Below are 24088 nucleotides of genomic sequence, written 5' to 3'. Positions count from 1 at the left end.
TATGGTAAGATAAGGATACGTATTTTGCACGAAGGGGTCATGTCTATGAGTCAATCTTCTAAAAAAATGAAAGCAAATGAACGGCGGGAGTACATCCTCACCCTGTTGAAGCAGCGGGGGATGCCGATTACGGGAAGTGCTCTAGCTGAAGAAATGAATGTAACGAGGCAGGTGATTGTCGGTGACGTTTCCCTGTTGAAAGCGGGGAACGAACCGATTGTGGCTACCAGTCAGGGCTACATGTATATGTCAGAGGCTAAAGAAGATCTGGCTTATCAGCGGACCATTGTCTGTCGGCACGAAGGAAGCGAGACAGAAAATGAATTGAATATCCTGGTGGATCATGGTGTCCACGTCCGGGACGTCGTCGTCGAACACCCGGTATACGGGGATTTGACCGCACGACTTCAAGTCGCAAACCGCCGCGATGTAAAGAAGTTCATTGAAAAAGTCCGTTCCACCAATGCTCCCTTTTTATTGGAGCTTACGGGCGGCATTCATACGCATACGATTGCTGCAGAGAGCAGGGAAGCGCTGGATGAAGCAGAACAGGCTCTTAAAGAAGCAGGAATTCTTTTGGAACATCAAGGATAGATGGGTACGAGACAGGCATAAGGTGAAGCGCCTGTCTTTTTTTATGGTATTTTTTACATGATTTCATTCCATTCCCAACCTTTGTGAGGTAGAGAATATGATATATTGAGAGAAATGGTGTTCATTAAAAGGCAGGTGTCTACATGATCGATATATTTCCAATTTTATTAAGTATTATTCTTGGCTTAAACGTCCTGCTCGCTTTGGCGATCATCTTCCTCGAACGAAGAGATGCCAGTGCGACGTGGGCGTGGCTGATGGTGCTCTTATTCATTCCTATTGCCGGATTCCTGCTGTACTTGATTTTCGGGAGGCGACTCAACCGGAAAGAAATCTTCACGTGGGATAAAAAGAGCCGTCTCGGTCTTCTTACGGCTGTCCAGGAGCAGTTGACGGCCATTAAGGAAGGACATCTGGAAGTTCAGCATAAAGACATTATTCCTTATGAGGATCTGATATACATGCATCTGAAAAACAACGATGCCCTTCTTTCCCAGAACAATGCTGTGCAGATCTTTACGGATGGGCAGAAGAAATTCCAGGCTCTTCTTGAAGATATTGAACAGGCGGAAAATCATATCCATCTGCTGTATTACATTCTCCGGGATGATAACCTTGGACAGCGGCTCGCAGATGCGTTGATTCGAAAGGCGAAAGCCGGTCTTGAAGTAAAGCTTCTTTATGATGATATGGGATCACGTCTTTTGAAGCGGGGCTACCTGAAGAAGATGAAGCAGGCCGGCATTCAGGTGGAGTCGTTTTTTCCTTCCTTTATTCCGAAGGTCAATTTGAAGATCAACTACCGTAACCATAGGAAACTGGCAATCATCGATGGGAAGATCGGTTATACCGGTGGTTTTAATATTGGTGATGAATACCTTGGCTTTAATAAGCGGTTCGGCTACTGGCGCGATACTCATCTCCGTGTCGAGGGGGATGCGGTGAACAATATGCAGACGCGTTTCATTCTCGATTGGAACCATGCCTCCCGCAGAGACATCGTATATGAAGAGCGTTATTACAAAGCGGAGCCAAAGGGCGACGTCGCGATGCAGATTGTTTCAAGTGGACCGGATTCTGAATGGGAACAGATCAAACATGGTTATCTGAAGATGATTCTGTCTGCAAAAAAACATGTGTATATCCAGACACCGTATTTCATTCCCGATGACAGTCTTCTTGATGCTCTCCGTGTAGCTGTTCTTTCAGGTGTCGATGTTCGGATTATGATTCCGAATAAGCCGGATCACCCTTTTGTTTACTGGGCGACTTATTCCAATATCGGCGACATGCTGAAGGCCGGGGCAACGGTTTATATTTACCAGAAAGGATTCCTTCATGCCAAGACGATTGTCGTGGACGATACTATCGCTTCCGTCGGAACGGCCAATATCGATGTACGCAGCTTCCGGCTCAATTTTGAAGTCAATGCCTTTCTCTATCATCCGGATGCAGCGAAAGAGCTGTCTGACCGTTTTCATGAAGATATCGTAGATTCGACTGAGCTCACTCTGCCGCTTTATCAATCAAGGTCAACGTGGATCCGTTTCAAAGAAGCGATCTCCCGGCTGCTGTCGCCGATCTTATAACGTAAAAACCCCTGCCTGTCATAGGCAGGGGTTTTTGGACTGTAAATATAGGATTTGGAGATCCCCATATGTCTTATGAATGGTCACGTTCCGCTTATCGATGGATGCTTGCCGCGGGCACGGCCTCAGCTGACTTGGTCAAGAAGATTACTTGACCAAGTGGATCTTCAGCTCGTGCTGTTCCCGCAGGCGTCACCACCGAACGTTCCTTGTGAGCTCCATACATGACGAGGTGGGCATCGGGCTTTTAATCAAGATAAGGTTATCTCCCTTCGTATGGAAAAATCATAGACGGGAAAGAGCATGTTCACTATAAGATTTTTGATGGTTTTCTAATGGTGCTTGAAAAACACGATGCTTCTTCTCCTTTATATCTGAAAAAAACCCCTGCACACCGTGTGCAGGGGTTTTTTGAGAGAGGTTGATTTGGTTTTACTTCGATCATAGAAAGGACGGAGCGGCAGGCATCAAACAAACAGGGTAGGAGGGGGGGGATCTCAGCTGTTTGGTGACACCGGCCGGCCTGTCGTTTCTGTACCTGCCTCTGTTCTGAAAAAGGAGGTTAGTCTTTTTCGGAAGCAGAGGCTCCACTTTACTTTGGCTGGCTGCTGAAACGGCCGTGCCTGCTCACCGGCATAGGGGTTGGGTTCCGATGAACAAGGCCTGACTGTTCCGTATTTTCTGTTCGTATCCGTATTCTTCATATCTGTTCAATACTTACTGAGAGGTCAGTGTGAGCTGGACGGTGGTTGGGGTCCCGTCCCGATACACTTCAAGCTCTACAGTATCTCCGTTCTGTGCTTGGCTGTAGAGATACTGCCGTAGACGGATGAGCGAGTCTACTTTATTCCCGTCGATGGCGGTGATGACATCGTAGCGTTCCAGTCCTGCTTTTTGAGCAGGGGAACCTTGCTCGACGCCCTGGACAAGGACGCCGTGGGTGATATCAGTTGGTAAACCCAGTTCGCTTTCCAGAACAGGATTTGGAATCTGGCTTACATCCTGCAGGGAAACACCCATATAGGGGCGCTGTACTTCACCGTTGGTCTCTAAGTCTTCAATGACAGGTTTGGCGGCGTCCATAGGGATCGAAAAGCCAATGCCTTCGACTTCGGCCTGGGCGATCTTCATAGAATTGATACCAATGACTTCACCTTGTAGGTTAATCAGCGCACCACCACTGTTGCCCGGGTTAATGGCTGCATCTGTTTGTATGACTTCGGTCTGCCAGTCGGCCTGGTCGTCACCATTGATGTCCACCGGAATATTCCGGTTCAATCCACTGATGATTCCTTTAGTGGCCGACCCTGCGAATTCCATGCCCAGTGGGTTGCCGATGGCTATGGCTGTCTGGCCGATCTCTACGTCACCGGCATTTCCTAAATCGGCAACTTTCTCGACATGTTCGCTATCTATTTGTAAAACGGCCAGGTCTGTTAATGGGTCGCTGCCTTTTAATTCGGCTTCTGCTTTGGTCCCATCACTAAGGATGACTTCAAGAGCTGAAGCATTCTCAATAACATGATGGTTGGTGACGACAAATGCCTGATCACCTTCTTCTTTGTAAATGACCCCGGAACCTGTGCCGGCCTGTTGTGTTCCCTGAGCTGAACTTTGAATGTTGCTTATACCAACGACTGCCGGAGAAACCTCATTCACTGCTTGAGTGACATCTTCTTCGTTCTGTCCGATATTCACTTCATCAGCCTGTGCTGTCGGCTCTTCGGTGTTGATTTCAATAGAAATTCCTTTCCATTGAAAGACCGTCGTTACGATGAAAACAGCGATAATGGCACCGAGGACGCTGAAGGCCATCCCCGAACGTTTATACTGCTTTCTGCTTACATTCTTATCATCATCCAACATAGAGTAACGGCTGCCCCTTTCGTGAAGATCTGCTGGTATGTCTTTGGTGTTTCCCTCTGACAATTCTTATTATAGGCATGACTTATGGAATGACTTTGGAGAAAATGTGTAAAAAGTGTGTAATGGAAGAGGAAGTTCTGAAAATGTGAGAGAATAAAAGAAAAAACCAGGAGGAAACGTGATGAACCGACTTATTGGATTGGTGGAAGATGATCCAAACATCAGAGATATAGTAGAAGCCTACTTAAAGAAAGAAGGCTATCAAGTGATCAGCGTGGAAACGGCGGAAGAGGCCTGGGGAATATTCGAAGCGTCGTCTCCGGACCTCTGGGTGCTGGATATCATGCTGCCAGGCATGGATGGGTATGAATTCTGCAAGAAAATCCGACTGACTTCAGAAGTTCCGATTATTATCATTTCTGCCAAAGATGAAGAAATCGATAAAATTCTCGGCCTTGAGCTTGGTGGTGACGATTATTTGACGAAACCCTTCAGTCCTCGGGAACTGGTCGCGAGGGTGAAACGACACTTGAAGCGGTGGGAAGCGATGAAGCCTCTTTCAGAAGAAAGGATCGATGTGATCAAGGCCGGCGAGCTTGAATTGAGTGAAGCCGAAAGGCGGGCCTATTTCAAGGGAATGGAAGTGGAAGTCACGACAAAGGAGTTTGAAATGCTCCGCATTCTGGCTTCCCAGGAAAACCGGGCGTTCTCAAGAGAAGAGCTTCTTATTAAAGTATGGGGCGATGATTATTACGGCAGCGACAGAGCCGTCGATGATCTGGTCAAACGACTGCGGAAGAAGATGAAGGAACTGCCGATTGAAACCGTTTGGGGTCATGGCTACAGGTTGAGGGATCAGTCCTCATGAAGCTGCTCTATCAATTGAATGCAGCCTTCACTGCGTTAATCATCATCGTTATGTCCATTACAGCTTTTTTCGTTTATTCCTTATTAATGGATATGCTTATTCAAGATGAACAGCGCCAGTTGAAAGGCAGGGCGGAGCTCTTAATTGATTTGATTAATGACCAGGATGAAGACCGTACACCGGAGTTATCCCAGTTGATTCAGGACCGCAATTATCCCATTTTATTGTTCGACAGCGACAATGGAGAAATCCTGTTCCGTACGATGCCGGCCGCTATTGCTGCTTCCTGGATGGAGCGGTATGAGGGAGAATTGGAAGGGGAGGAAGTGTGGGAGAGTGAAGGGGAGAAGTATGTGGTCTATGATTTCCCAGTCAATGCTGGAAACAGTCAGATTCTTGTGATGGCGACCCCGCTGAATGATCTCCAGGCGGTCCAGTCCGTATTTGCGATCCGGATGATCATGGTCTTTCTGATCGGCCTCCTTCTCGCCTTGATTGTCAGCTACATTTTAACGTGGAGGCTCGTTACACCGTTGACGAAGCTGAAACAGGAAGTAAAAAAAATCGAGAAACGACGGTTCGATGATGTTAAACAGGTACAGGCTTCCGGGGAGATCAAAGAAGTCGAGCAGAGCGTCCGGCACATGGCTGCGGAGCTTGCGCGTTACATCCATTCCCAGAAACAGTTTTTCCAGAATGCCTCCCATGAGCTGAAAACACCTCTCATGTCGATTCAAGGCTATGCAGAAGGAATACGGGACGGTATTTTCCAGGGAGAAGCGGCGGAAAAAGGATTGAACGTCATGGTCAGTGAAACGGAACGGCTGAAAAAGATCGTCAATGAAATGATTCTGCTTGCTAAGCTCGACAGCAGTGAAGATGTCTACCATCCTGAACAGACAAATATCACTGATGTAGTCATACAAGCGAAAGACAGACTCATTCCGCTTGCGAACGATAAGGATATGATCATTGACTTGAAAGGCGGCGATTCGTTTTATTCGTTTGTAGATCGAGAGCGTATACTCCAAGCAGTCATCAACATATTAAGTAATGCTGTCCGTCATGGAACCCATCATGTAACTGTAGAAATCGAAACGCAAGCCGAACAGATGCACGTCAGAATCAAAGATGATGGCACAGGGATTCCAGAGGCACTTCTCCCGCAGATGTTTGAGCGGTTCATCAAAGGGAAAGAAGGGGAAACGGGGCTCGGTCTTGCTATCGCCCGGGCTATCATCGAGAGGAGCGGAGGGACCATCAAGGCCTATAACCGCGATGATCAACCAGGAGCCGTTTTTGAAATCCGTTTTCAAAGGAAAGACGAGCTTTTCTAACATGATATAATGTATCTCAGAGAACGATTCCACATGAAGGTGAGGAAAAAGATATGGATGCAAAACCTTGTATAGATTCACTGACCGTTAAAAATTCACATGTACTTCCTCCGGATACGAATACCCACGGAACCCTTTTCGGTGGAAAACTGATGGCTTACATTGATGACGTGGCTGCAATAGCTGCCGTCCGGCACTGCCGCAAACCGGTGGTCACCGCTTCCACTGACTCTGTCGACTTTCTTCAGCCGGTATTTGAAGGCGATACGATCTGCCTTGAAGCCTTTGTGACATGGGCGCATAATACATCCATGGAAGTATTCGTGAAAGCAACCACAGAAAATCTGCTGACAGGAGAACGGAAAGTATGCACTACCGCTTTTCTATCCATGGTGGCTGTTGATGAAAACAATGACCCGACACCAGTACCGCCGGTGTACCCGGAGACAGAGGAAGAACAGTGGCTTCATGATCACGCCCAGAAGCGTCATGAGCACCGGAAAAGCCGTCGGAAGGAATCCAAGGAACTCGCTGAGAAATTCGGCACGAGTCTTCCATGGCTAAGGAATTCCTAATACTAGACCAGGAGAGGCAGCGCTTCTCCTGGTTTTTTAATACCCGCATTTCCATAACTTCGGCTGGATTCTGTAAGATACCGGACTTTCGAAACGGAAACATCCTGCTGCGGGAGGGGATCCTTTCATCGGAAAGGCAGTAGTGGTGGAATCCAATTGTATGATAAAATAAAAAAGTTGAACTTATTCATGTTTTTTTCCTTTATGATAAGGGAATATGTGTGTTAAAACAGGAAAACATTTACATTTTATAGGAGTGATCAGTGTGCAGGAAGTCTTATCCTTTTTGAATGACTGGATGTGGGGGACCATTCTTGTCGCCGCCTTACTGGGTGTGGGCTTATGGTTTTCAATACGTCTGAAATTCGCACAGTTTCGTTACATACCCGAGATGTTCCGTGTCTTGTTTGATAAACGGTCGATCTCGGCAGAAGGAAAGAAAGGAACTTCTCCTTTCCAGGCCTTCGCTATTAGTACGGCATCCCGTGTCGGTACAGGAAACCTGGCAGGTGTCGCTGCGGCTATTACTGTCGGAGGACCTGGTGCGGTCTTCTGGATGTGGATTGTAGCTATCCTCGGAGGAGCTTCAAGCTTTATCGAAAGCACCCTGGCCCAGGTCTATAAGGTTCCGGATAAAAACCAATACCGAGGCGGACCGGCTTATTATATTGAAAAAGGATTAAAAAACCGGACGCTGGGGATTGTCTTTGCCGTTACCATCACTTTTACATACGGTCTTGTATTCAGTTCTGTGCAGTCCAATACGATCAGGCTTGCCTTTGAAAACTCCTTTGATGTTGATAAATGGCTGATGGGGGCCATCCTGACCGTTTTCGTAGCTTTAATTATCTTTGGTGGACTCAAGCGTATCGCCCAGGTGACGCAGTATATCATTCCGATAATGGCGATCTTCTATATCATTCTTGCCACCTACGTCCTGTTCGGCAATATTGCTCAAGTACCGGAAATGATCGGCCAGATTTTCGCAGGGGCGTTCGGCTTCCGTGAAATCGCTGGTGGAACCTTCGGCGGTATGATTCTGATTGGAATTAAGCGCGGCCTGTTTTCCAACGAAGCCGGTATGGGTAGTGCGCCGAACGCAGCGGCTACGTCAGAAGTGACCCACCCGGTCAAGCAGGGACTGATTCAGACGCTTGGTGTGTTCACGGATACGCTGCTTATCTGTAGTGCTACAGCTGTCATCATCTTATTTGCCGGGGGTTATGAAAACACCTCCCTTGATGGCATCCAGCTGACTCAGGAAGCTTTCGAATCCCAGCTTGGATCATGGGCAGCGGTATTTATCGCTATTGCCATTCTTCTATTTGCCTTTAGTTCAATTGTTGGAAACTATTATTATGGAGAAACGAACATCGAATTTATTAAAACGAGTAAAAGCACCATTTTCATCTATCGTCTTGCGGTATTGGCTATGGTTATGTTCGGTGCTGTCGCTGAATTTGACCTTGTCTGGTCACTGGCGGATCTAACGATGGGAATCATGGCCTTAATCAACCTGTACGCCATTTTCCGGTTGTCATCGGTGGCCTATGCAGCTCTCAATGACTATGTGAAACAGAAAAAAGCTGGGAAAGACCCTGTCTTTTATCAGGATCACCTGCCTGGTGTAGACGGAATGGAATACTGGAGAAGAGACCAGTCCTCTGAGAAGGAAGACGCATAAATTGATACAAAAGCTGTGGACGGGCGATGCCCTGTCGACAGCTTTTTTCTTCCCTTCCCAGACCCTATCCTCCACAGCAGAAGCGGCCGGTGTGATATGATAGGAGCAGATTCTTATTAAAGGAATGAGCGTAATGAGTGTAGTATCAGTCAATCAACTGAGTAAAAGTTATGGAGATAAAGATTTATTTGATGACCTATCCTTTACGATATCCAGCCAGCAGAGAATCGGCTTGATCGGTGTGAACGGGACCGGAAAATCGACCCTGCTGAAAATTCTGGCCGGTATGGAAACAGGGGATCAGGGCGATATGGATCATGCGAAGGATTTCACAGTGGAGTATCTGCCACAGGACCCTGAATTCAACCAAAGCCAGACGGTTCTGGAACATATTTATGACGGGGAAGCTGAAATTATGGTGCTGATGCGCAGGTACGAGCAGGTCATGCTGGAACTTGCTGAAAATCCGGAGGACACCGGCGTCCAGGAGCGGATGCTCGACCTGCAGCAGAAAATGGATGAAAAAGGGGCCTGGGAAGCGAGCACTGTAGCCAAGACCGTCCTTTCCAAGCTCGGCGTCACGTACTTTGATAAAAAAGTATCGGAGTTGTCGGGCGGTCAGAAAAAGCGGGTGGCCATCGCCAAGGCGCTTATTCAGCCGGCGGATCTTCTGCTGCTTGATGAACCGACCAACCATTTGGATAATGAAACGATCGAGTGGCTGGAGGAGCACCTTTCCTCCTACAAAGGGGCTCTTATGGTTGTGACGCACGACAGGTACTTCTTGAATAGAGTAACGAACCTGATCTATGAACTCGATCAAAGCAGTCTGTATACGTATGAGGGAAACTATGAAACCTTCCTTGAGAAAAAGGCTGAACGCGAAGCGTGGGAACTGCAGGCTGAACAAAAGCATAAAAATACCATGCGTAAGGAACTTGCCTGGCTGAAAGCTGGAGTGAAAGCGAGATCTACAAAGCAGAAAGCGCGTATTCAGCGGGTGGAAGCGATGAAAGAAGAGACCTTCCACACGAAAAAAGAAAATGTTGATATGGCTATCGGCTCATCAAGGCTTGGGAATCAGGTCATCGAACTACAGGGGGTCACCCACAGTTACGGCGGCCATAAACTGCTGGAGGACGTCGATTACTTAGTCGTCCCCGGAGAGCGGCTTGGGATCATCGGTCCCAACGGATCTGGAAAAACAACCCTCCTGAATATTATGGCGGAACGGATTACACCGGACGCAGGAAATGTTCACACAGGCCAAACCGTGAAGATCGGATATTACACACAGGATCACGGAGAGCTCGATGAAAGCTTGAAAGTGATTGAATACATTAAAGAAGTGGCAGAAGTCATTCGGACTGAAGACGGAACAGAGATTACCGCCGAGCAGATGCTCGAACGTTTCCTATTTCCACGACCGCAGCAGTGGACCTACATTAAGAGGCTCTCCGGTGGAGAACGCCGGCGCCTTTATTTGCTGCGCGTCCTGATGAGTGAACCGAACGTTTTGTTTCTTGATGAGCCGACGAACGATTTGGATACAGAAACCCTTGGCGTTTTGGAAGACTATCTGGAGCAGTTCCCCGGTGTCGTCATTACGGTTTCCCACGATCGTTATTTCCTTGACCGCGTCGTAAACCAGCTGCTTGCGTTTGAACAGCGTGGAAAACTGCGTCGTTTCTATGGAAATTATTCCGAGTACCTGGAAGCTGTCAAAGAGGAGCAGACGGTTTTGAAGGAAAATAAACAGCCGTCCGCCCAGGAGGAAACGAGAAGAGGGAACCGTAAGCGGAAACTTTCCTATAAGGAAAAACAGGAATGGGAGACCATTGAAGACGATATTGCCGCTTTGGAAGAGAAGATCGAAGAGTTAAATGACCAGCTGGCTCAAGAGGCTTCCAATTATGACAAGGTCAGGGAGCTTACCGCTCAACAGGAAGAAGCGGAGGCGGAGCTGGAGCAGAAAATGGAACGCTGGGAAGAGCTCTCCCTCATAGTTGAAGGGCTTGAATAATGTTCAGAGAAAAAGGATGGCACCTTGAAAGAACGTGCGCCTTCTTTTTCATATATGCAGGGCAGTGGTCCATCCGACCCTGTCCCGCTTCCTTTCATATGTTTTGTAGTCATCGTTTTTTTGTGGAATAATGAATACGGATACACTGTTTAAATATAGGAGGTAGACAGATGAAAATGCCAAGTATGGATAAACTCGAAAAATATGCAGAATTGGCGCTTCGTACAGGCGTCAATCTTCAAAACGATCAGCTTTTAATGATCAATTCCACCATTGAAGGGGCGGAATTCACTCGTATTGTCGCCCGTAAAGCGTTTGAAATGGGAGCCAAGGATGTACATATTAACTGGGGAGACGATGAGCTGACACGCATGGCTTATGAGCACGCGGATCAAGAAACACTCTCCCACGTACCGGAATGGCAGCAGGAAAAATACACGTATTTTGCAGAGCAGGGAGCAGCCATCCTATCCATCCGTTCCACGGACCCGGATCTTTTGAAAGGGATTGATGCTGGGAAAGTAGCTTCTGCTGCTAAAGCACGCTCAGAGGCGATGTCCACATTCCGTAACTACACGATGAACGACCGGATCCAATGGTCGATCATCAGTATTCCTCTTCCAAAGTGGGCGAAGAAGATTTTCCCAGGGGAAGAGGAAGATACAGCTGTGGAGAAATTGTGGGAGCAGATTTTCAGCATCGTCCGTGTGGATCAGGAAGATCCGGTGGACGCTTGGAAAAAGCATAATGATACGCTTATCACCGCCCGTGAATATTTGAATAAGAAACAGTATCAGAAGCTGATTTATAAAGCGCCGGGCACTGATCTTGAAGTGGCGCTTCCAAAAGGACATGTCTGGAAAGGCGGACCGGCCAAAACGGCAGAAGGTGATATTTCATTTAACCCGAACATGCCGACAGAGGAAGTTTTCACAGCTCCTCACAAATACGGTGTCGATGGGAAAGTGGCGAGCACGAAGCCGTTGAACTACGGTGGGAACGTCATCAATAACTTCTCTCTCACTTTCAAAGAAGGAAAAGTGGTGGACTTTACGGCGGAAGAAGGAAGCGAAACCCTTCAACACCTGCTGGATACGGACGAAGGCTCCCGTCACCTTGGTGAACTCGCTCTCGTGCCTCATGAGTCACCGATTTCTCAATCCGGACTGATTTTCTATAACACCCTTTATGATGAAAACGCATCTTGTCACCTTGCGCTTGGAAAAGCGTATCCGAATAACGTGCAGGGCGGTTCCGACATGAATGAGGAAGAATTAGATCAGAATGGTGTCAACCACAGCCTCACCCACGTGGACTTCATGATGGGATCCGGGGAACTGGATATCGACGGTGTGCTTGAAGACGGTACGACCGAAGCCGTCATGAGAAAAGGCAGCTGGGCGATTACGTTTGAATAATGAATAGGAAGACAGCCGGGGACGTCCCGGCTGTCTTTTTTTGTTTCTTCCTGTTCACAAATACCATCCATAATGTGTAAAAAGATTATCTTAGAATAACTTCTGATTCGGTAGTGATATTGAATCGGCTGCTTTCTTTTTAAACATCGGCCGATTAGGGGAATGAATAAAAAAAGGAGGTGGCCGATTTGATCTATGATGCTGCTGTTGTGGGTGCTGGTTTCGGGGGACTGGCAGCCGCTGCGGATTTAACCTATAGAGGGTATAAGGTCGTCGTATTTGAAGCGTCCAACGAACTGGGCGGAAGCGCGGGTAAATTCGAGAGGAACGGTTATCGTTTTCAATCCGGTGCTACCGTTGGGATGGGGTTTGAGCCCGGAGGTTTACTGGACAGCTTATTTGAACGGCTGGGGATTGAGAAACCGTCAATGAAAAAGCTGGATATTATTATGGATGTCCACCTTCCGGATCGCATCATTCATTATTACCGTGACCGGCATGACTGGTATAAAGAGATGGCCCGGGTTTTTGAAGGACCCGGGAGCACGTTTGAGAATTTCTATGATGAAGTGTTCAAAGTAGGACATCTGGTGGATCAGCTGACAGACAAGCTTCCGGTGTTTCCTCCAAGAACATGGGGAGACTATGCACAGCTTCTGACGCTTGTGAATGAAAATTCTCTCCGGCTGCTTCCCTATATGACACAAACCGTGGAGGACCGGCTTAAAAAACATGGGCTGGATCAGCATCGCATGTTTAGGACGTTTTTAAATGGTGAATTAATGGACAGTGTACAGACGAGTGTAGAAAAATGTCCTGCCTTTTTAGGTTTTGCTGCTCTTCAAACGTTTCATAAAGGTGCTTTTGCCGTCCACGGTGGTCTTGCTGAAGCTGCTGATAAACTGGCTGCCTATATTCGGGAGCATGACGGGTCCATTCTCATGAGGCATCCGGTTCACTCCATAGAAAAAGGAGAGGCAGGGTTTATCCTTCATTCCAAAAGGAATTCCACCTTTCAAGCCCGTCAGGTCATCCTGAACAATTCTGTTCACAACCTTCATGACACGTTAACAGAGGACCTCAGCTCACAGTCCTATATTCGTCCCCGGAAAGAAACAGCAAAGAAAGCCTGGGGGGCGTATATTATTCACGGCGGTGTAGACACAGACGTATTCCAAAATACGGATGTGCTGTACCATCAGTTTATCGATCCCGATCATCCGGATGACCTCCATAATGGCGGACAGTTCTTATTGTCATTATCGGACCCGGAGGATCCTTTGATGGCCCCCGAAGGGAAGCGTTCGTTCACCCTGTCCACCCATACCGACATTTCTCCCTGGTGGGAGTCCGGCCATTATGAAGCCGAAAAGCGTTGGATGAAGGAGAAACTCATACGGACCGTGGAGCACTATTTTGAAGGGTTCACTGATCAGCTTGACCTTGTCCTGCCGGGTACACCCGTCACTTTTCAAAAATGGCTGCGCCGTAAAGATGGGAAGGTAGGCGGTTATGCACCTGCTGGAAAATACAGCTGGCTGTCCAGTTACTCGATAAGAACCGGCATCCCTGATTTGTATCAGTGCGGGGATACCGTTTTTCCGGGTGCCGGAACACTCGGCGTAACGCTTTCAGGGTTAATGGCAGCAAAACAGGCCGCAAAAGGACTAAAATGAAAAACGTTGGGAATACAAAGAACAGCATACGAAAAAGGAGAGGGTCCTATGGTGGGCGACGGATATGAGATGAACATCTTTGGAGCAAACCCCAACCGTCACGATGAATGCTCACGCTGTGGAAAGCCGCTCGTTTCCGGGGCAGAGGAAGACATCAATCTTTGCAGGGAATGTCAGCGCCGGCAGGAAGACCACAAAGTGGAGGTACGGGATTGAAAGGTCACAATAGTGACCTTTTCATCGGCCGGATAAAAGATTTTTCTTTACACCATAATAGGGGTAATGTTAGAGTCAGTTATTGTGCTTTCCTCCGAGAAAGTAACACCATTATCAAAAGGAGATCAAAATGGATAAACAATCGAAAGGCCGGATAGACTGGCCTGTATTTGCAATCAGTGGAGGCTTATTGACACTCTTCGTGATTATTGCTCTTATCGACATTTCGTTTATAGAAACAGTTGTAAGTGAAAGTTTTGCCTGGTCAGCCACTTATTTTGGTGCGTTCTGGCAGGTATTGATGCTGGCGACCTTCTTCGTCGGTATATGGCTTGGATTTTCTAAATATGGAAAAATAAAAATGGGTAATATGGATAAACCGGAAATCGGTTTGTATAAATGGCTTTCAATTATCATGGCTACACTACTGGCCGGCGGAGGCGTCTTCTGGGCTGCTGCTGAGCCGATGTGGCACTTCCTTACTGCACCGCCGTCTCAGTCCGGAGTAGAAGCGGGCACAGAAGCGGCAATTGATCCTGCACTTGCTCAGAGCTTCATGCACTGGGGCTTTCTTGCTTGGGCGATTTTAGGTACGATCAGTGCTGTCGTTATGATGTACGGACACTATCAAAAAGGGATGCCTATGAAGCCGAGGACCCTGCTTTATCCAATCTTTGGTGAAAAGCTTCGGAGCAGCTTCTTCGGAACGATGATTGATGCGTTTGCTGTTATTGCCGTGGCAGCAGGAACAATCGGTCCGATCGGATTCCTTGGTCTGCAGGCCAGCTATGGACTGCAGGAAATCTTCGGAATTCCTAATACATTCAGTACGCAATTTACAATCATCCTGGTTGTCGTTCTTGTCTCTACGATTTCAGCTGTGTCCGGACTTTATAAAGGGATCCAGATGCTGAGTAGTTTCAACGTCCGTCTTGCTCTTGGACTAATGATTTTCATCGTCATCTTTGGTCCCGGCGGCTTTATTATCAACCATTTCCTATCTGGATTTGGTTATTATGTGGATCAGTTCATTCCTATGAGTACGTACCGCGGGGATGAAGGCTGGTTATCTCTATGGACCGTCTTCTTCTGGGGCTGGTTTATCGGGTATGGTCCAATGATGGCCATTCTTGTCAGCCGGATTTCCAGAGGTCGTACGATCCGTGAAATTATCATAGCGGTGTCTGTATTCGCTCCGGTTATTTCAACGTTCTGGTTTACTGTCCTTGGTGGATCTGGAATATTCTTCGAAATGGAGAATCCGGGATCGGTTTCAAACGCTTTGAATGAGGCAGGAAACCCGGCAGCGATGTTTGCGATTACCGGACAGTTCCCACTGGCGGAAATCGTATCACCGCTCTTCTTGATTCTGACGATTCTATTCGTTGTGACAACGTCTGACTCCATGTCCTACACCATTGCTATGGCCGTGACAGGAGAAGGTAACCCGCAGACATGGCTCCGTGTATTCTGGGCTGTGCTTATGGGAGCGATTGCTGTCATTCTTCTGATTACAGGAGACAGCGGAATTACACAGCTGCAGAACTTTATTGTGGTGACTGCCGTTCCTGTGTCACTCCTTCTGCTTCCTATGATCTGGCTGGCGCCGAAAGTGGCGAAGATCATGGCTGTGGAACAACGGATTTCAAAAAAATAAAGATAAAAAAGGTGGACGTCCTTTGACGTCCACCTTTTTTACTGCAACATTACAGGTTTCTCAGCACCGCACGTACCGGACTGCCGTCTGCTTGAGTCATTTTCAACGGGAAGGCCATAAGCTCATAGATGCCCGGCTGGATGTTTTCCAGGACGAGACCTTCAAGAATGAGCAGATCATGGGCGCAGAGACTGTGATGGGCAGGGAGGTCTTTGCTCGTTTCTGGATCAACAGAAGGAGTATCGACGCCGATTAGATCAATGCCTTGTTCAGCAAGGTAAGCAGCCAGGTCACTTCCGATCACTGAGTAGGAAGCAGGAAAAGCGGACCGATCAGGCCAGCTGTTTGTACGAAAGAGGATTTTATCCACTTCTGTCAAATCGATATCCATCACTTGTTCTTTATGAATGACTGCCGGTCGGTCCAAATGAACGACCACCGCTTTTCCTGCGAAACGGTCGACAGGCAGATCTGCTATCCGGGCCCCTGAGGGATCATAATGGAAAGGGGCATCGACATGTGTTCCGATGTGACAACTGCCTTTAAACTGCCCCACGTTGACAGATCCGGTGTCTTCCATTGCATAAGTGATTTCATACGTAAAAGGTTCATCCCCCGGCCATGGCGGGGTGCCTGCATCCAGTTTCATACTGATATCCATCCACTTCATCGGTATCCTCCTAAGCGATAATATCCCGCTCATTTTTAAATGATTTATGCTTTTCTTCCTGTACGATTTGTTTGATGGTCATGACAACCTTAAACACATCCTCGTAGGAAGTGTAGAAAGCGACAGGGGCGAGCCGTATGACATTCGGGGATCGATAATCGGGAATGACCCCTTCGCTTTTCAGTGCTTTACAGAGACTGGCCGCTTCTTCATGGACGAGGCAGACGTGACCGCCCCGGCGCTCCTTCTCCACAGGGTTACCCAGGGTGAACCCGAGGCCTTTCAATTCCTGATGAACTAAATCCATGAACAATTGGGTGAGGGCCAGTGACTTCTTTCTGATTCCCTCCATACCTGCTTCCAAAAACATTTCCAGAGATCCGAGAAGCGGAGCAGAACTTAAAATATGCGGGGTTCCAATCTGGAAAGCACCGGCACTGGAAGAGGGAGTCAGATCGTGATCCATATCAAACTGCTTGTCTTTATCAGAACTGAACCAGCCGGCAAGTCCGGGATGAGTCCCGAGATGCCGGCGGTTTACGTACAATCCACCTGTACCACCGGGGCCGCTGTTCAAGTATTTGTACGTACACCATACAGCGAAATCCACCTCCCATTCATCCAGCTGATGCGGAACAGCGCCGATGGAATGGGCAAGATCAAACAATACAAGAATTCCATGCTTGTGAGCCTCGTGGGTGAGGGTTTTCATATCAAGAAGCTGCCCGCTTCTGTACAGAACGGAAGGCAGCAGGAGAAGAGCTACGTCATCCTTCATCTGGGCGATAATGTCCTCTTCCTTCAGTGTATACCCATCAGCGCTGGCGATTTGTATAAAATGCTCCTCAGGGTCAAGGTGGTGCAGGGCCATCTGACTTTTGACAGCATAAATATCGGAGGGGAAGTTTAGTTCGTCCCCGATAATTTTTGTCCGCCCTTTTTCCGGATTGTAAAAGGTCGCAAGCAGTTGATGGAGATTTGTCGTAATGGATCCTGTGTTGATGACCTGTTCCGGAGAAGCCCCAAGGAGAGGAGCCGTCATCCGTCCGAGTTTTTCCGCCATGTAGTACCACGGTTCGTCAGCTTGTGTCCATCCTTCGATGCCGTGCGCTTTCCAGTCATTAAGAGATTGCTGCAGAGCAGATTCGGAACGCCTGGACAACAGTCCAAGAGAGTTGCCGTCCATGTAAATGCTGTCTTCTTTTAAAAAGAATTCCGATTTATATTCATTCAGTTCATCATCTGCGTCCCATTTTCTTACATCATCCAGGGTAATCATCCCATTCCTCCTTTTATCTGTTCAGGTAACGGTGTTTGATTAATACAGCTTTTATCATGGAATACGTAAACGTGTCCGGAAGCTCTTCTTTCAACGGCTTCAGCTTTTTCTCCTCGAGCTTGTGATAATGTTGAAGGACCTGCTCCTCTTGTTCTTCATCAAACCAGTAGTCCCACGAAATATCTTCTCCTTCCTGCACACAGCGGAACAGGTGGTTTTCAATCGTCTGCGGACTCATGCCGCGCTGATCTGCAATGTCCCGGATAGAGTGACTGCCGCTTTTCCACAGCTCAAACGTTACGATGTGGCTGGGCCTGTCATCAAAGGGATCTCTCGGTTCCGGCCGGCGTGACGGGATTGGGGCTGATTCGGTTTGTTCGGACCACGGCCGGATCACTTCCAGGAATGTCTCGCCGTACTGCTCGTACTTCCGCTCTCCCACCCCTTTCATCTGAAGCATCTCTTCTTTCGTCCGGGGCAGGTGATTGGAAAATTCTTTCAAGGTGGCATCAGAAAAGATGACGTATGGCGGAAGTTCGGCTTCATCAGCCAGCTGCTTCCTTAAGTGCCGCAGTTCTTCAAAATACTGCACATGATATTCACCTGACTGTTGGACGGCGGCAGTTTCCACGAGCATTTCTACAGGTTTATCCCCTTTGAGGACAGCTGCTGCTTCTGAGGTGAGCTGGAGGGAAGGGTATTTCCCTGATCCGGCCGTTAAATAACCTTCAGCCGTCAGGAAGTGAATAAACTGGGTTAATTCCTTCTCCGTAATTTTCGGCATGATCCCATAGGTGGAAAGCTCGTGAAAACCGAACTGCTTCACCTTTTGGTCGCGGGAGCCCTTCAGCACTTTGGCTGTCAGACCTGCCCCGAATCCGCCTCCCATGCGTTTCACACAGGACAGCACCATCTGGGCTTCTTTCGTGCGGTCTTCCACTTCTCCATTATGTGTACAGTTGGAGCACTTTCCGCAGCGTTCATAGGGGACAGGGTCGTTGAAGTACTCCAGAATATACTTCTGGAGGCACGTATGGGTGTGGCAGTAATTCGTCATCGCCTGCAGTTTGGCGTACTCTTCTTTCTTCTTTTCCTCAGAAGGCGACTGGTCGATCAGGAACTTCTGCAGATTAATGTCTTTACTCGCAAAAAGAAGGATACAGTCACCGGGTTCGCCATCCCTTCCTGCACGTCCCGCTTCCTGATAATAGGATTCTATATTCATCGGCATAGCGTAATGGATGACATAGCGGACGTTGGATTTATCGATGCCCATCCCGAACGCATTCGTGGCCACCATCACTTTGGTCTCGTCCTGTACAAAATCCATCTGTGCCTGTTTCCGCTGATGCTCTGTCATACCGGCATGGTACCTGCCTGCTGCGTAGCCCTTTTTCTCGAGAATATAGTGCAGCTGGTCGGCTTCTTTCCGGGTGGCGGTATAGATGATACCGGACTCATTGGGGAGCTGGCTCATGTATTCTGTAATAAACTCACGCTTATCTCTTCCTTTAACGATACGAAAAGCAAGGTTTTCCCTTGCGAACCCTGTGTTGATCACATGACCGTTTTCAACATGGATCAGCTGTTTGATGTCGGCCACGACTTCCTGGGTGGCTGTCGCTGTCAAAGCCATGAGTACAGGGAGGTTCGGAATTTTATTAAGCGTCGGGACGATGGAACGGTAGCTCGGTCGGAAATCGTGTCCCCACTGGGATATACAATGGGCCTCATCGAAAGCAATTAGAGAAAGAGGGATCCTGCTTACAGCGGAGAGAAAGGAAGGAGTCTCAAATCGTTCCGGTGCGACGTAAATAAAGGAGTAGCGCCCTTTTTCCATATCTCTCAGTCGTGTCCGCTGCTCTTCTGCCGTAAGGGAGCTGTTTATGTAGGTGGCAGCCACCCCGTAGGAAAGCAGGGCATCGACCTGATCTTTCATTAACGAAATCAATGGCGATATGACGACAGCCGTTCCTTCAAGCGCAAGTCCCGGGATCTGATAGCACAGCGACTTTCCGCCCCCGGTCGGCATGACGGCGAGGGTGTTCTGCCCGTTCATCACCTGTTCAATCGCTTCTTCCTGTCCCGGCCGGAAGGAAGAATATCCGTAATACTGCATTAAAATTTTTTCGGCCTGTTCCATCATGTGAATCATCCTTTAATGTAATCGTTCTCCTCACATCTTACCATGTTTCACGTGAAAATATAGGGGAAAACTAACCTGGATCAATCTTCAAAAAAGGAGTCGGTTTTATCATGAAAGCTGTCATCATTGAACAGTACGGAGGTCGGGAGCAGCTCGTTGAGAAAGAAGTTCCAAACCCTGTACCTGAGAACAAGCAGGTGGTCGTGGATGTCCGGGCGACCTCCATTAACCCGATTGATTGGAAATTGCGTGAAGGGTACTTGAAAGATGCGGTTCCTTTCGAATTTCCGATTATTCTTGGATGGGATGCCGCAGGGGTCATTACCGAAGTAGGAGAGGATGTGAAGGATTTTTCACCGGGGGACCGGGTATTCGCAAGACCGGATACGACAAGATTCGGAACATATGCCCAGTATACAGCGGTGGATGAACATCTGCTGGCACCGCTGCCTGAGGGAGTGACTTTCGAAGAAGCGGCCGCTGTTCCTCTGGCCGGTCTTACAGCATGGCAGTGCCTCGTCGGCTTTTCGGATATTAAAGAAGGGGATCGTGTACTTATCCATGCGGGATCAGGCGGAGTGGGCCATTACGCTGTCCAAATTGCCAAACATCTCGGAGCATATGTTGCGGCCACTGCGAGCGGCAAAAACCGGGAATGGGTAGAGAAGCTGGGAGTGGACCGCTTCATTGATTATAAAGAAGAGGATTTCTCTGAGGTCCTGCAGGATTTTGACATCGTGGTCGACACCCTTGGCGGAGACATTCAGGAAAAAAGCTTTCAGGTTCTGAAAGAAGGAGGGAAGCTTCCGTCAATCGTCCAGCCCCCTGATGAAACGAAGGCGGCCGAGAAAAACATCAAGACTGGTTTTGTCTGGCTGGAACCGAACGGAGAACAGCTCTCCAAGCTGGGTAAGATGATGGAAGAAGGCACATTGAAGTCTGTGATCGGCCATGAGCTGCCGTTCTCCCAGGAAGGACTTCGTAAAGCTCATGAAATCAGTGAAAGCCACCATGCCAAAGGTAAAATCGTCATTACAATGAAATAAGAGTGTGTCCCCAGGAAACCTCGAATTTTGAGGAATCCTGGGGCTTTTTGTTAAATGTACTAATTTTCTTACAATTTCGGCCTAATCTTTGTTAACTTAGGGTAAAGGATAGTGATTACATAGGAAACGGAGGAGAGGTCGTGTTAACCAATTATAAAACGGGTGTCTACTTTGATGAAATGATGAAGGAAGATGGACAGCCCAAAAGTCATTACCAATGGTTTTATCAATTGGTCCATCAATTTAATGAACGAGAGCTGATGAATAAACATGAAACCGCTCAGTTGAATTTTCTCAGGCAGGGGATCACCTTTACGGTTTACAGTCATACCGGAGGGACGGAACGAACGATGCCCTTTGACTTTGTGCCGATTATTATCCCGCGCGGAGATTGGGAAAAGATCGAGAAAGGCATGAAGCAGCGGATGACGGCGCTCAACCACTTTCTCGATGATATTTATCATGAACAGCGTATCGTGGAAGCCGGTGTGATTCCGAGGGATCTGATTGAAAACAACCCGTACTATTATGATAAGCAGATCGGCGGGGTGCGCGTGCCGCTGAACAATCATATCTTCCTTGCCGGGGTGGACCTGATCCGGGATGAGCATGGAGAGTACCGGGTGCTGGAGGATAACCTGCGCAATCCATCAGGCATGTCCTATGTTTTTCAAAACCGGTATGTCATGAGGCAGGTCTATCCGGAATTGTTCAATCAGCATTCTATTGAGACACTGGAACATCAATTATCTGAACTTCACCAGTCCTTGATCACACAGGTGCCGTTGAATGCCGAGCCCGGGAAGAAACCGACAGCTGTTCTGCTGACCCCGGGCATCTATAATTCTGCGTATTATGATCATGTCTTTCTTGCCCAGCAGATGGGGATCGAGCTTGTGGAAGGACGTGACCTGGTGGTGAAGGATGATATGGTGTATATGAAAACGACCCGCGGTCTGCAGAGAGTGGATATCATCTACCGCCGGATTGATGACGATTTTCTCGATCCTGAAGCCTTTCGCCCTGACTCCATGCTCGGTGTGAGCGGATTATTGAGAGCGTATAAGAAAGGGAATGTGTCGATTTTGAACGGGATCGGCAACGGCGTGGCTGATGATAAGGCCATGTATGTGTATGTTCCGGACATGATCCGCTTCTATCTCGATGAGGATCCGATCATTCCCAATGTGGAAACATATTTTCTCAGTGATCCGGAGCGTCTCGATTATGTACTGGAGAATATCGACCAGCTGGTGATTAAAAATGTCGGTGCTTCCGGTGGATACGATATGCTTATCGGTCCACAGTCCGATGAAAGCGAACAGGAAATCTTCAGGAAAAAGATCGTGGAGAATCCGAGCCGGTATATTGCCCAGCCGACCATTAAATTATCCAGAGCTCCTGCGTATCAGGAAGGACGCTTCTATCCCTGTCATGTGGACCTCCGTGTCTTTGTCATGAGCGGTGAGCAGATGAACGTCCTTCCAGGCGGACTTTCCAGAGTAGCCTTGAAGGAAGGATCGCTCGTCGTGAACTCTTCCCAGGGTGGAGGCGGCAAGGATACATGGATTCTTTCAGAAAGTGGTGATCAACATGCTTAGCCGGGTAGCGGATTCGCTGTATTGGATGTCCAGAAATATCGAGAGGGCTGAGAACAATGCCCGGGTATTGAAAGTACAGCTGATCCATATGCTGGAGGCTTCCAGTAAAGATGCGCTGGACAAGGAATGGGAGGAAATTCTGGAAGTCTGTGCTTCTACAGCGGATTACTACAGTTTTTATGAACGGATGGATCGGGAAACGATGATCCAGTATTTGACGATCAGTCCGCTCAACGTCAATTCCCTGATGCACACGATGAATTACGCCCGGGAAAACGCAAGGGCGACAAGGGACATCCTTCCCGAAGAATTATGGGAAGTGCTGAATCAGTTCCACCTCGATCAAAAAGACTGGCAGGAGCTTCCGAACACCAGGGATCATACCCAGCAGTATTTAAACCGGGTGATCCAGACATCCATGACCTCCCAGGGAGTGATTGAATCAAGCATGAGCCGTGGTACGCCTTATTCATTCATCAAAATCGGAAAATGGCTGGAGCGGGCTGAAAAAATGGCGCGCATCCTGAACGTTACCTGTGAGAAAAACCGTAAGGAAACCGACGGGAGCACTCATCATTATTACCACTGGCTGACGGCTCTCCATTTTCTGAATGGGTATGATGCCTATATTAAAGAACATCCACCGACGATGGAGCCGAAAAATGTGTTGAGCTTCCTTATTAAGGAACGGAATTTCCCGCGCTCGATTCAGTACTGTATGGATCATGTCCTTGAGGCTGTGACTAATTTGGAGGATGGGAAAGTCTCACACTACTCGGAAAACCTGTTTCAAATGCTGGAAGTGATTCAAAATGAAATCGAAGAATCATCGATTGAAGATATGGGCATGGAAGAACTGATGCAGTTCCTTGACCACTTCCAGGACCGCTGTATGACATTAAGCCGGATGTTTTCGGAAACCTACTACTTAATCGAACCTGTTCGGGTGAAATAGAAAACAATCAGGAGGAATACCCAGTGAAGTTTCAAATCGAACATACCAATACCTTCTATTATGATAATTTCGTGGACCAGAGCATGAATCACATCCGGCTTAAACCGAGAACCGATGAATGTCAGCGTCTGCTTGCCTACCGGACGGAAATTACGCCATCCTCCATGACAAAGGAACATATCGATTTGTGGGGAAACCATGTGGAAACATTTTTTATTCCGGAAAAACATGAACACCTTACTCTTAAAACGATTTCCACCGTCAGTATTCAAAAAAGTCCATTCATCCGCATGATTGAATGTTCGGATGAGATGCAGTCGATTTTCCATTCAGAATTGTTCCGGAATCATTACCTGGCTTATATTAATGAGACGCCCTATACTTTTTTATATAAAGAACAGATTGAAGAATTCAAGGATATTCTTGGGCCGATGCAGGACCCTGTCCGGTATTCCCTGCGGTTGATGGAGTACATTCATGAGTCCTTCCGTTATGATACAAGTACAACCCAGGTGAGTACGAAAGCGTATGAGTCCTGGCCGTTTCGTGCAGGTGTCTGCCAGGATTATGCCCATATTATGATTGGCGTCCTCCGTTCCCAGGGAATACCCGCCCGTTACGTAAGTGGGTATTTATACGTAGGGGAAGACTCTGCCTTAGTCGGAGATGCCGCTACACATGCCTGGGTGGAAGTCATGATTCCGGGTATCGGCTGGGTCGGTCTTGACCCGACCAATAATGTAGAAGCCCTTGAGCAGCATATCCGTATCGGTACGGGGAGGGACTATGCAGATGTCAGCCCGCTGCAGGGGGTTTATCGCGGGGGCGGACAGAACCTGGACGTGAAAGTCAGCGTCACGCTCATTGATCAGTAATAAAAAAAATCCC

The 24088-nt window shown here is 48.0% G+C and carries 19 protein-coding genes; 15 read left to right on the top strand and 4 right to left on the bottom strand.

From position 1 onward, the window contains the following. The first annotated feature begins 45 nt into the window (after window positions 1–45). Together ACXAGL_RS05455 and cls are read left to right on the top strand one after the other, a co-directional pair. On the top strand, window positions 46–594 hold the full coding sequence (locus ACXAGL_RS05455; RefSeq protein WP_474969836.1) for a 3H domain-containing protein: 549 nt from the start codon (window positions 46–48) through the stop codon (window positions 592–594). A 146-nt stretch (window positions 595–740) separates the two neighbouring features. Then, complete coding sequence (gene cls / locus ACXAGL_RS05450; RefSeq protein WP_474970450.1) at window positions 741–2183, top strand: cardiolipin synthase; 1443 nt, start codon at window positions 741–743, stop codon at window positions 2181–2183. A gap of 717 nt (window positions 2184–2900) precedes the next feature. Here cls and ACXAGL_RS05445 read toward each other — a convergent pair. Then, window positions 2901–4049, bottom strand: coding sequence for a S1C family serine protease (locus ACXAGL_RS05445; RefSeq protein ID WP_474970819.1), 1149 nt, complete (start codon window positions 4047–4049; stop codon window positions 2901–2903). Between the two features lie 181 nt (window positions 4050–4230). Between ACXAGL_RS05445 and ACXAGL_RS05440 the strand changes: the two genes are divergently transcribed. From ACXAGL_RS05440 to ACXAGL_RS05400, 9 genes are all read left to right on the top strand, one after another. Continuing rightward, entirely contained in the window at window positions 4231–4917 is a 687-nt protein-coding gene (locus ACXAGL_RS05440) for a response regulator transcription factor (protein WP_474990253.1), read from the top strand. Next, window positions 4914–6254 (top strand): sensor histidine kinase, encoded by a 1341-nt coding sequence (locus ACXAGL_RS05435; protein WP_474990251.1) that lies wholly within the window; start codon window positions 4914–4916, stop codon window positions 6252–6254. The genes ACXAGL_RS05440 and ACXAGL_RS05435 overlap by 4 nt, the downstream gene beginning before the upstream one ends. A gap of 53 nt (window positions 6255–6307) precedes the next feature. Beyond that, a complete protein-coding gene (locus tag ACXAGL_RS05430; protein WP_027953351.1) occupies window positions 6308–6829 on the top strand; it encodes an acyl-CoA thioesterase in 522 nt (173 codons plus the stop codon). 217 nt (window positions 6830–7046) lie between these two features. Then, entirely contained in the window at window positions 7047–8513 is a 1467-nt protein-coding gene (locus tag ACXAGL_RS05425; RefSeq protein WP_474990249.1) for an alanine/glycine:cation symporter family protein, read from the top strand. Window positions 8514–8646: 133 nt separating this feature from the next. Further along, window positions 8647–10536 carry an ABC-F family ATP-binding cassette domain-containing protein gene (locus ACXAGL_RS05420; RefSeq protein ID WP_474990247.1) on the top strand — a complete coding sequence of 630 codons (1890 nt, stop codon included), beginning with the start codon at window positions 8647–8649 and terminating at the stop codon, window positions 10534–10536. Between the two features lie 170 nt (window positions 10537–10706). Then, complete coding sequence (locus ACXAGL_RS05415) at window positions 10707–11954, top strand: aminopeptidase (RefSeq protein WP_474969831.1); 1248 nt, start codon at window positions 10707–10709, stop codon at window positions 11952–11954. 188 nt (window positions 11955–12142) lie between these two features. Continuing rightward, on the top strand, window positions 12143–13630 hold the full coding sequence (locus ACXAGL_RS05410) for a phytoene desaturase family protein (RefSeq protein WP_474990245.1): 1488 nt from the start codon (window positions 12143–12145) through the stop codon (window positions 13628–13630). 48 nt (window positions 13631–13678) lie between these two features. Continuing rightward, window positions 13679–13846 (top strand): hypothetical protein, encoded by a 168-nt coding sequence (locus ACXAGL_RS05405; RefSeq protein WP_474969829.1) that lies wholly within the window; start codon window positions 13679–13681, stop codon window positions 13844–13846. A gap of 130 nt (window positions 13847–13976) precedes the next feature. Continuing rightward, window positions 13977–15503 (top strand): BCCT family transporter, encoded by a 1527-nt coding sequence (locus tag ACXAGL_RS05400; RefSeq protein ID WP_474969828.1) that lies wholly within the window; start codon window positions 13977–13979, stop codon window positions 15501–15503. A 49-nt stretch (window positions 15504–15552) separates the two neighbouring features. Here ACXAGL_RS05400 and kynB read toward each other — a convergent pair whose 3' ends face one another. Genes kynB through recQ form a run of 3 tightly spaced genes read right to left on the bottom strand, consistent with a single transcriptional unit; the run spans window position 15553 to window position 19598 of the window. After that, on the bottom strand, window positions 15553–16173 hold the full coding sequence (gene kynB, locus ACXAGL_RS05395; protein ID WP_474990243.1) for an arylformamidase: 621 nt from the start codon (window positions 16171–16173) through the stop codon (window positions 15553–15555). A gap of 10 nt (window positions 16174–16183) precedes the next feature. Further along, window positions 16184–17452: a kynureninase gene (kynU, locus tag ACXAGL_RS05390; protein WP_474990241.1), complete on the bottom strand. Its 1269-nt coding sequence runs from the start codon at window positions 17450–17452 to the stop codon at window positions 16184–16186. 13 nt (window positions 17453–17465) lie between these two features. Beyond that, window positions 17466–19598: a DNA helicase RecQ gene (gene recQ / locus ACXAGL_RS05385; protein ID WP_474990239.1), complete on the bottom strand. Its 2133-nt coding sequence runs from the start codon at window positions 19596–19598 to the stop codon at window positions 17466–17468. Window positions 19599–19708: 110 nt separating this feature from the next. Between recQ and ACXAGL_RS05380 the strand changes: the two genes are divergently transcribed. From ACXAGL_RS05380 to ACXAGL_RS05365, 4 genes are all read left to right on the top strand, one after another. After that, window positions 19709–20644 carry an NADP-dependent oxidoreductase gene (locus tag ACXAGL_RS05380; RefSeq protein ID WP_474990237.1) on the top strand — a complete coding sequence of 312 codons (936 nt, stop codon included), beginning with the start codon at window positions 19709–19711 and terminating at the stop codon, window positions 20642–20644. 140 nt (window positions 20645–20784) lie between these two features. After that, window positions 20785–22245 carry a circularly permuted type 2 ATP-grasp protein gene (locus tag ACXAGL_RS05375; protein ID WP_474990235.1) on the top strand — a complete coding sequence of 487 codons (1461 nt, stop codon included), beginning with the start codon at window positions 20785–20787 and terminating at the stop codon, window positions 22243–22245. Next, window positions 22238–23200: an alpha-E domain-containing protein gene (locus ACXAGL_RS05370; RefSeq protein WP_474990233.1), complete on the top strand. Its 963-nt coding sequence runs from the start codon at window positions 22238–22240 to the stop codon at window positions 23198–23200. Before ACXAGL_RS05375 ends, ACXAGL_RS05370 begins: the two co-directional genes overlap by 8 nt. A gap of 23 nt (window positions 23201–23223) precedes the next feature. Continuing rightward, on the top strand, window positions 23224–24075 hold the full coding sequence (locus tag ACXAGL_RS05365) for a transglutaminase family protein (protein WP_474969821.1): 852 nt from the start codon (window positions 23224–23226) through the stop codon (window positions 24073–24075). Window positions 24076–24088 lie beyond the last annotated feature (13 nt).

It is taken from the genome of Halobacillus sp. ABA4_118 (assembly GCF_056160205.1).
Note: the sequence above shows the minus strand (reverse complement) of the source record. Positions and strands in the feature narration are given on the sequence as shown.

Coding starts and splice junctions, on each gene's coding strand:
- ACXAGL_RS05415 (WP_474969831.1), top strand. CDS start 10,707: ATGAAAATGCCAAGTATGGATAAACTCGAAAAATATGCAGAATTGGCG.
- ACXAGL_RS05370 (WP_474990233.1), top strand. CDS start 22,238: ATGCTTAGCCGGGTAGCGGATTCGCTGTATTGGATGTCCAGAAATATC.
- ACXAGL_RS05420 (WP_474990247.1), top strand. CDS start 8,647: ATGAGTGTAGTATCAGTCAATCAACTGAGTAAAAGTTATGGAGATAAA.
- ACXAGL_RS05425 (WP_474990249.1), top strand. CDS start 7,047: ATGTGTGTTAAAACAGGAAAACATTTACATTTTATAGGAGTGATCAGT.
- ACXAGL_RS05440 (WP_474990253.1), top strand. CDS start 4,231: ATGAACCGACTTATTGGATTGGTGGAAGATGATCCAAACATCAGAGAT.
- ACXAGL_RS05380 (WP_474990237.1), top strand. CDS start 19,709: ATGAAAGCTGTCATCATTGAACAGTACGGAGGTCGGGAGCAGCTCGTT.
- recQ (WP_474990239.1), bottom strand. CDS start 19,598: ATGATGGAACAGGCCGAAAAAATTTTAATGCAGTATTACGGATATTCT.
- ACXAGL_RS05435 (WP_474990251.1), top strand. CDS start 4,914: ATGAAGCTGCTCTATCAATTGAATGCAGCCTTCACTGCGTTAATCATC.
- ACXAGL_RS05445 (WP_474970819.1), bottom strand. CDS start 4,049: ATGTTGGATGATGATAAGAATGTAAGCAGAAAGCAGTATAAACGTTCG.
- kynU (WP_474990241.1), bottom strand. CDS start 17,452: ATGATTACCCTGGATGATGTAAGAAAATGGGACGCAGATGATGAACTG.
- ACXAGL_RS05405 (WP_474969829.1), top strand. CDS start 13,679: ATGGTGGGCGACGGATATGAGATGAACATCTTTGGAGCAAACCCCAAC.
- ACXAGL_RS05430 (WP_027953351.1), top strand. CDS start 6,308: ATGGATGCAAAACCTTGTATAGATTCACTGACCGTTAAAAATTCACAT.
- ACXAGL_RS05400 (WP_474969828.1), top strand. CDS start 13,977: ATGGATAAACAATCGAAAGGCCGGATAGACTGGCCTGTATTTGCAATC.
- ACXAGL_RS05455 (WP_474969836.1), top strand. CDS start 46: ATGAGTCAATCTTCTAAAAAAATGAAAGCAAATGAACGGCGGGAGTAC.
- kynB (WP_474990243.1), bottom strand. CDS start 16,173: ATGAAGTGGATGGATATCAGTATGAAACTGGATGCAGGCACCCCGCCA.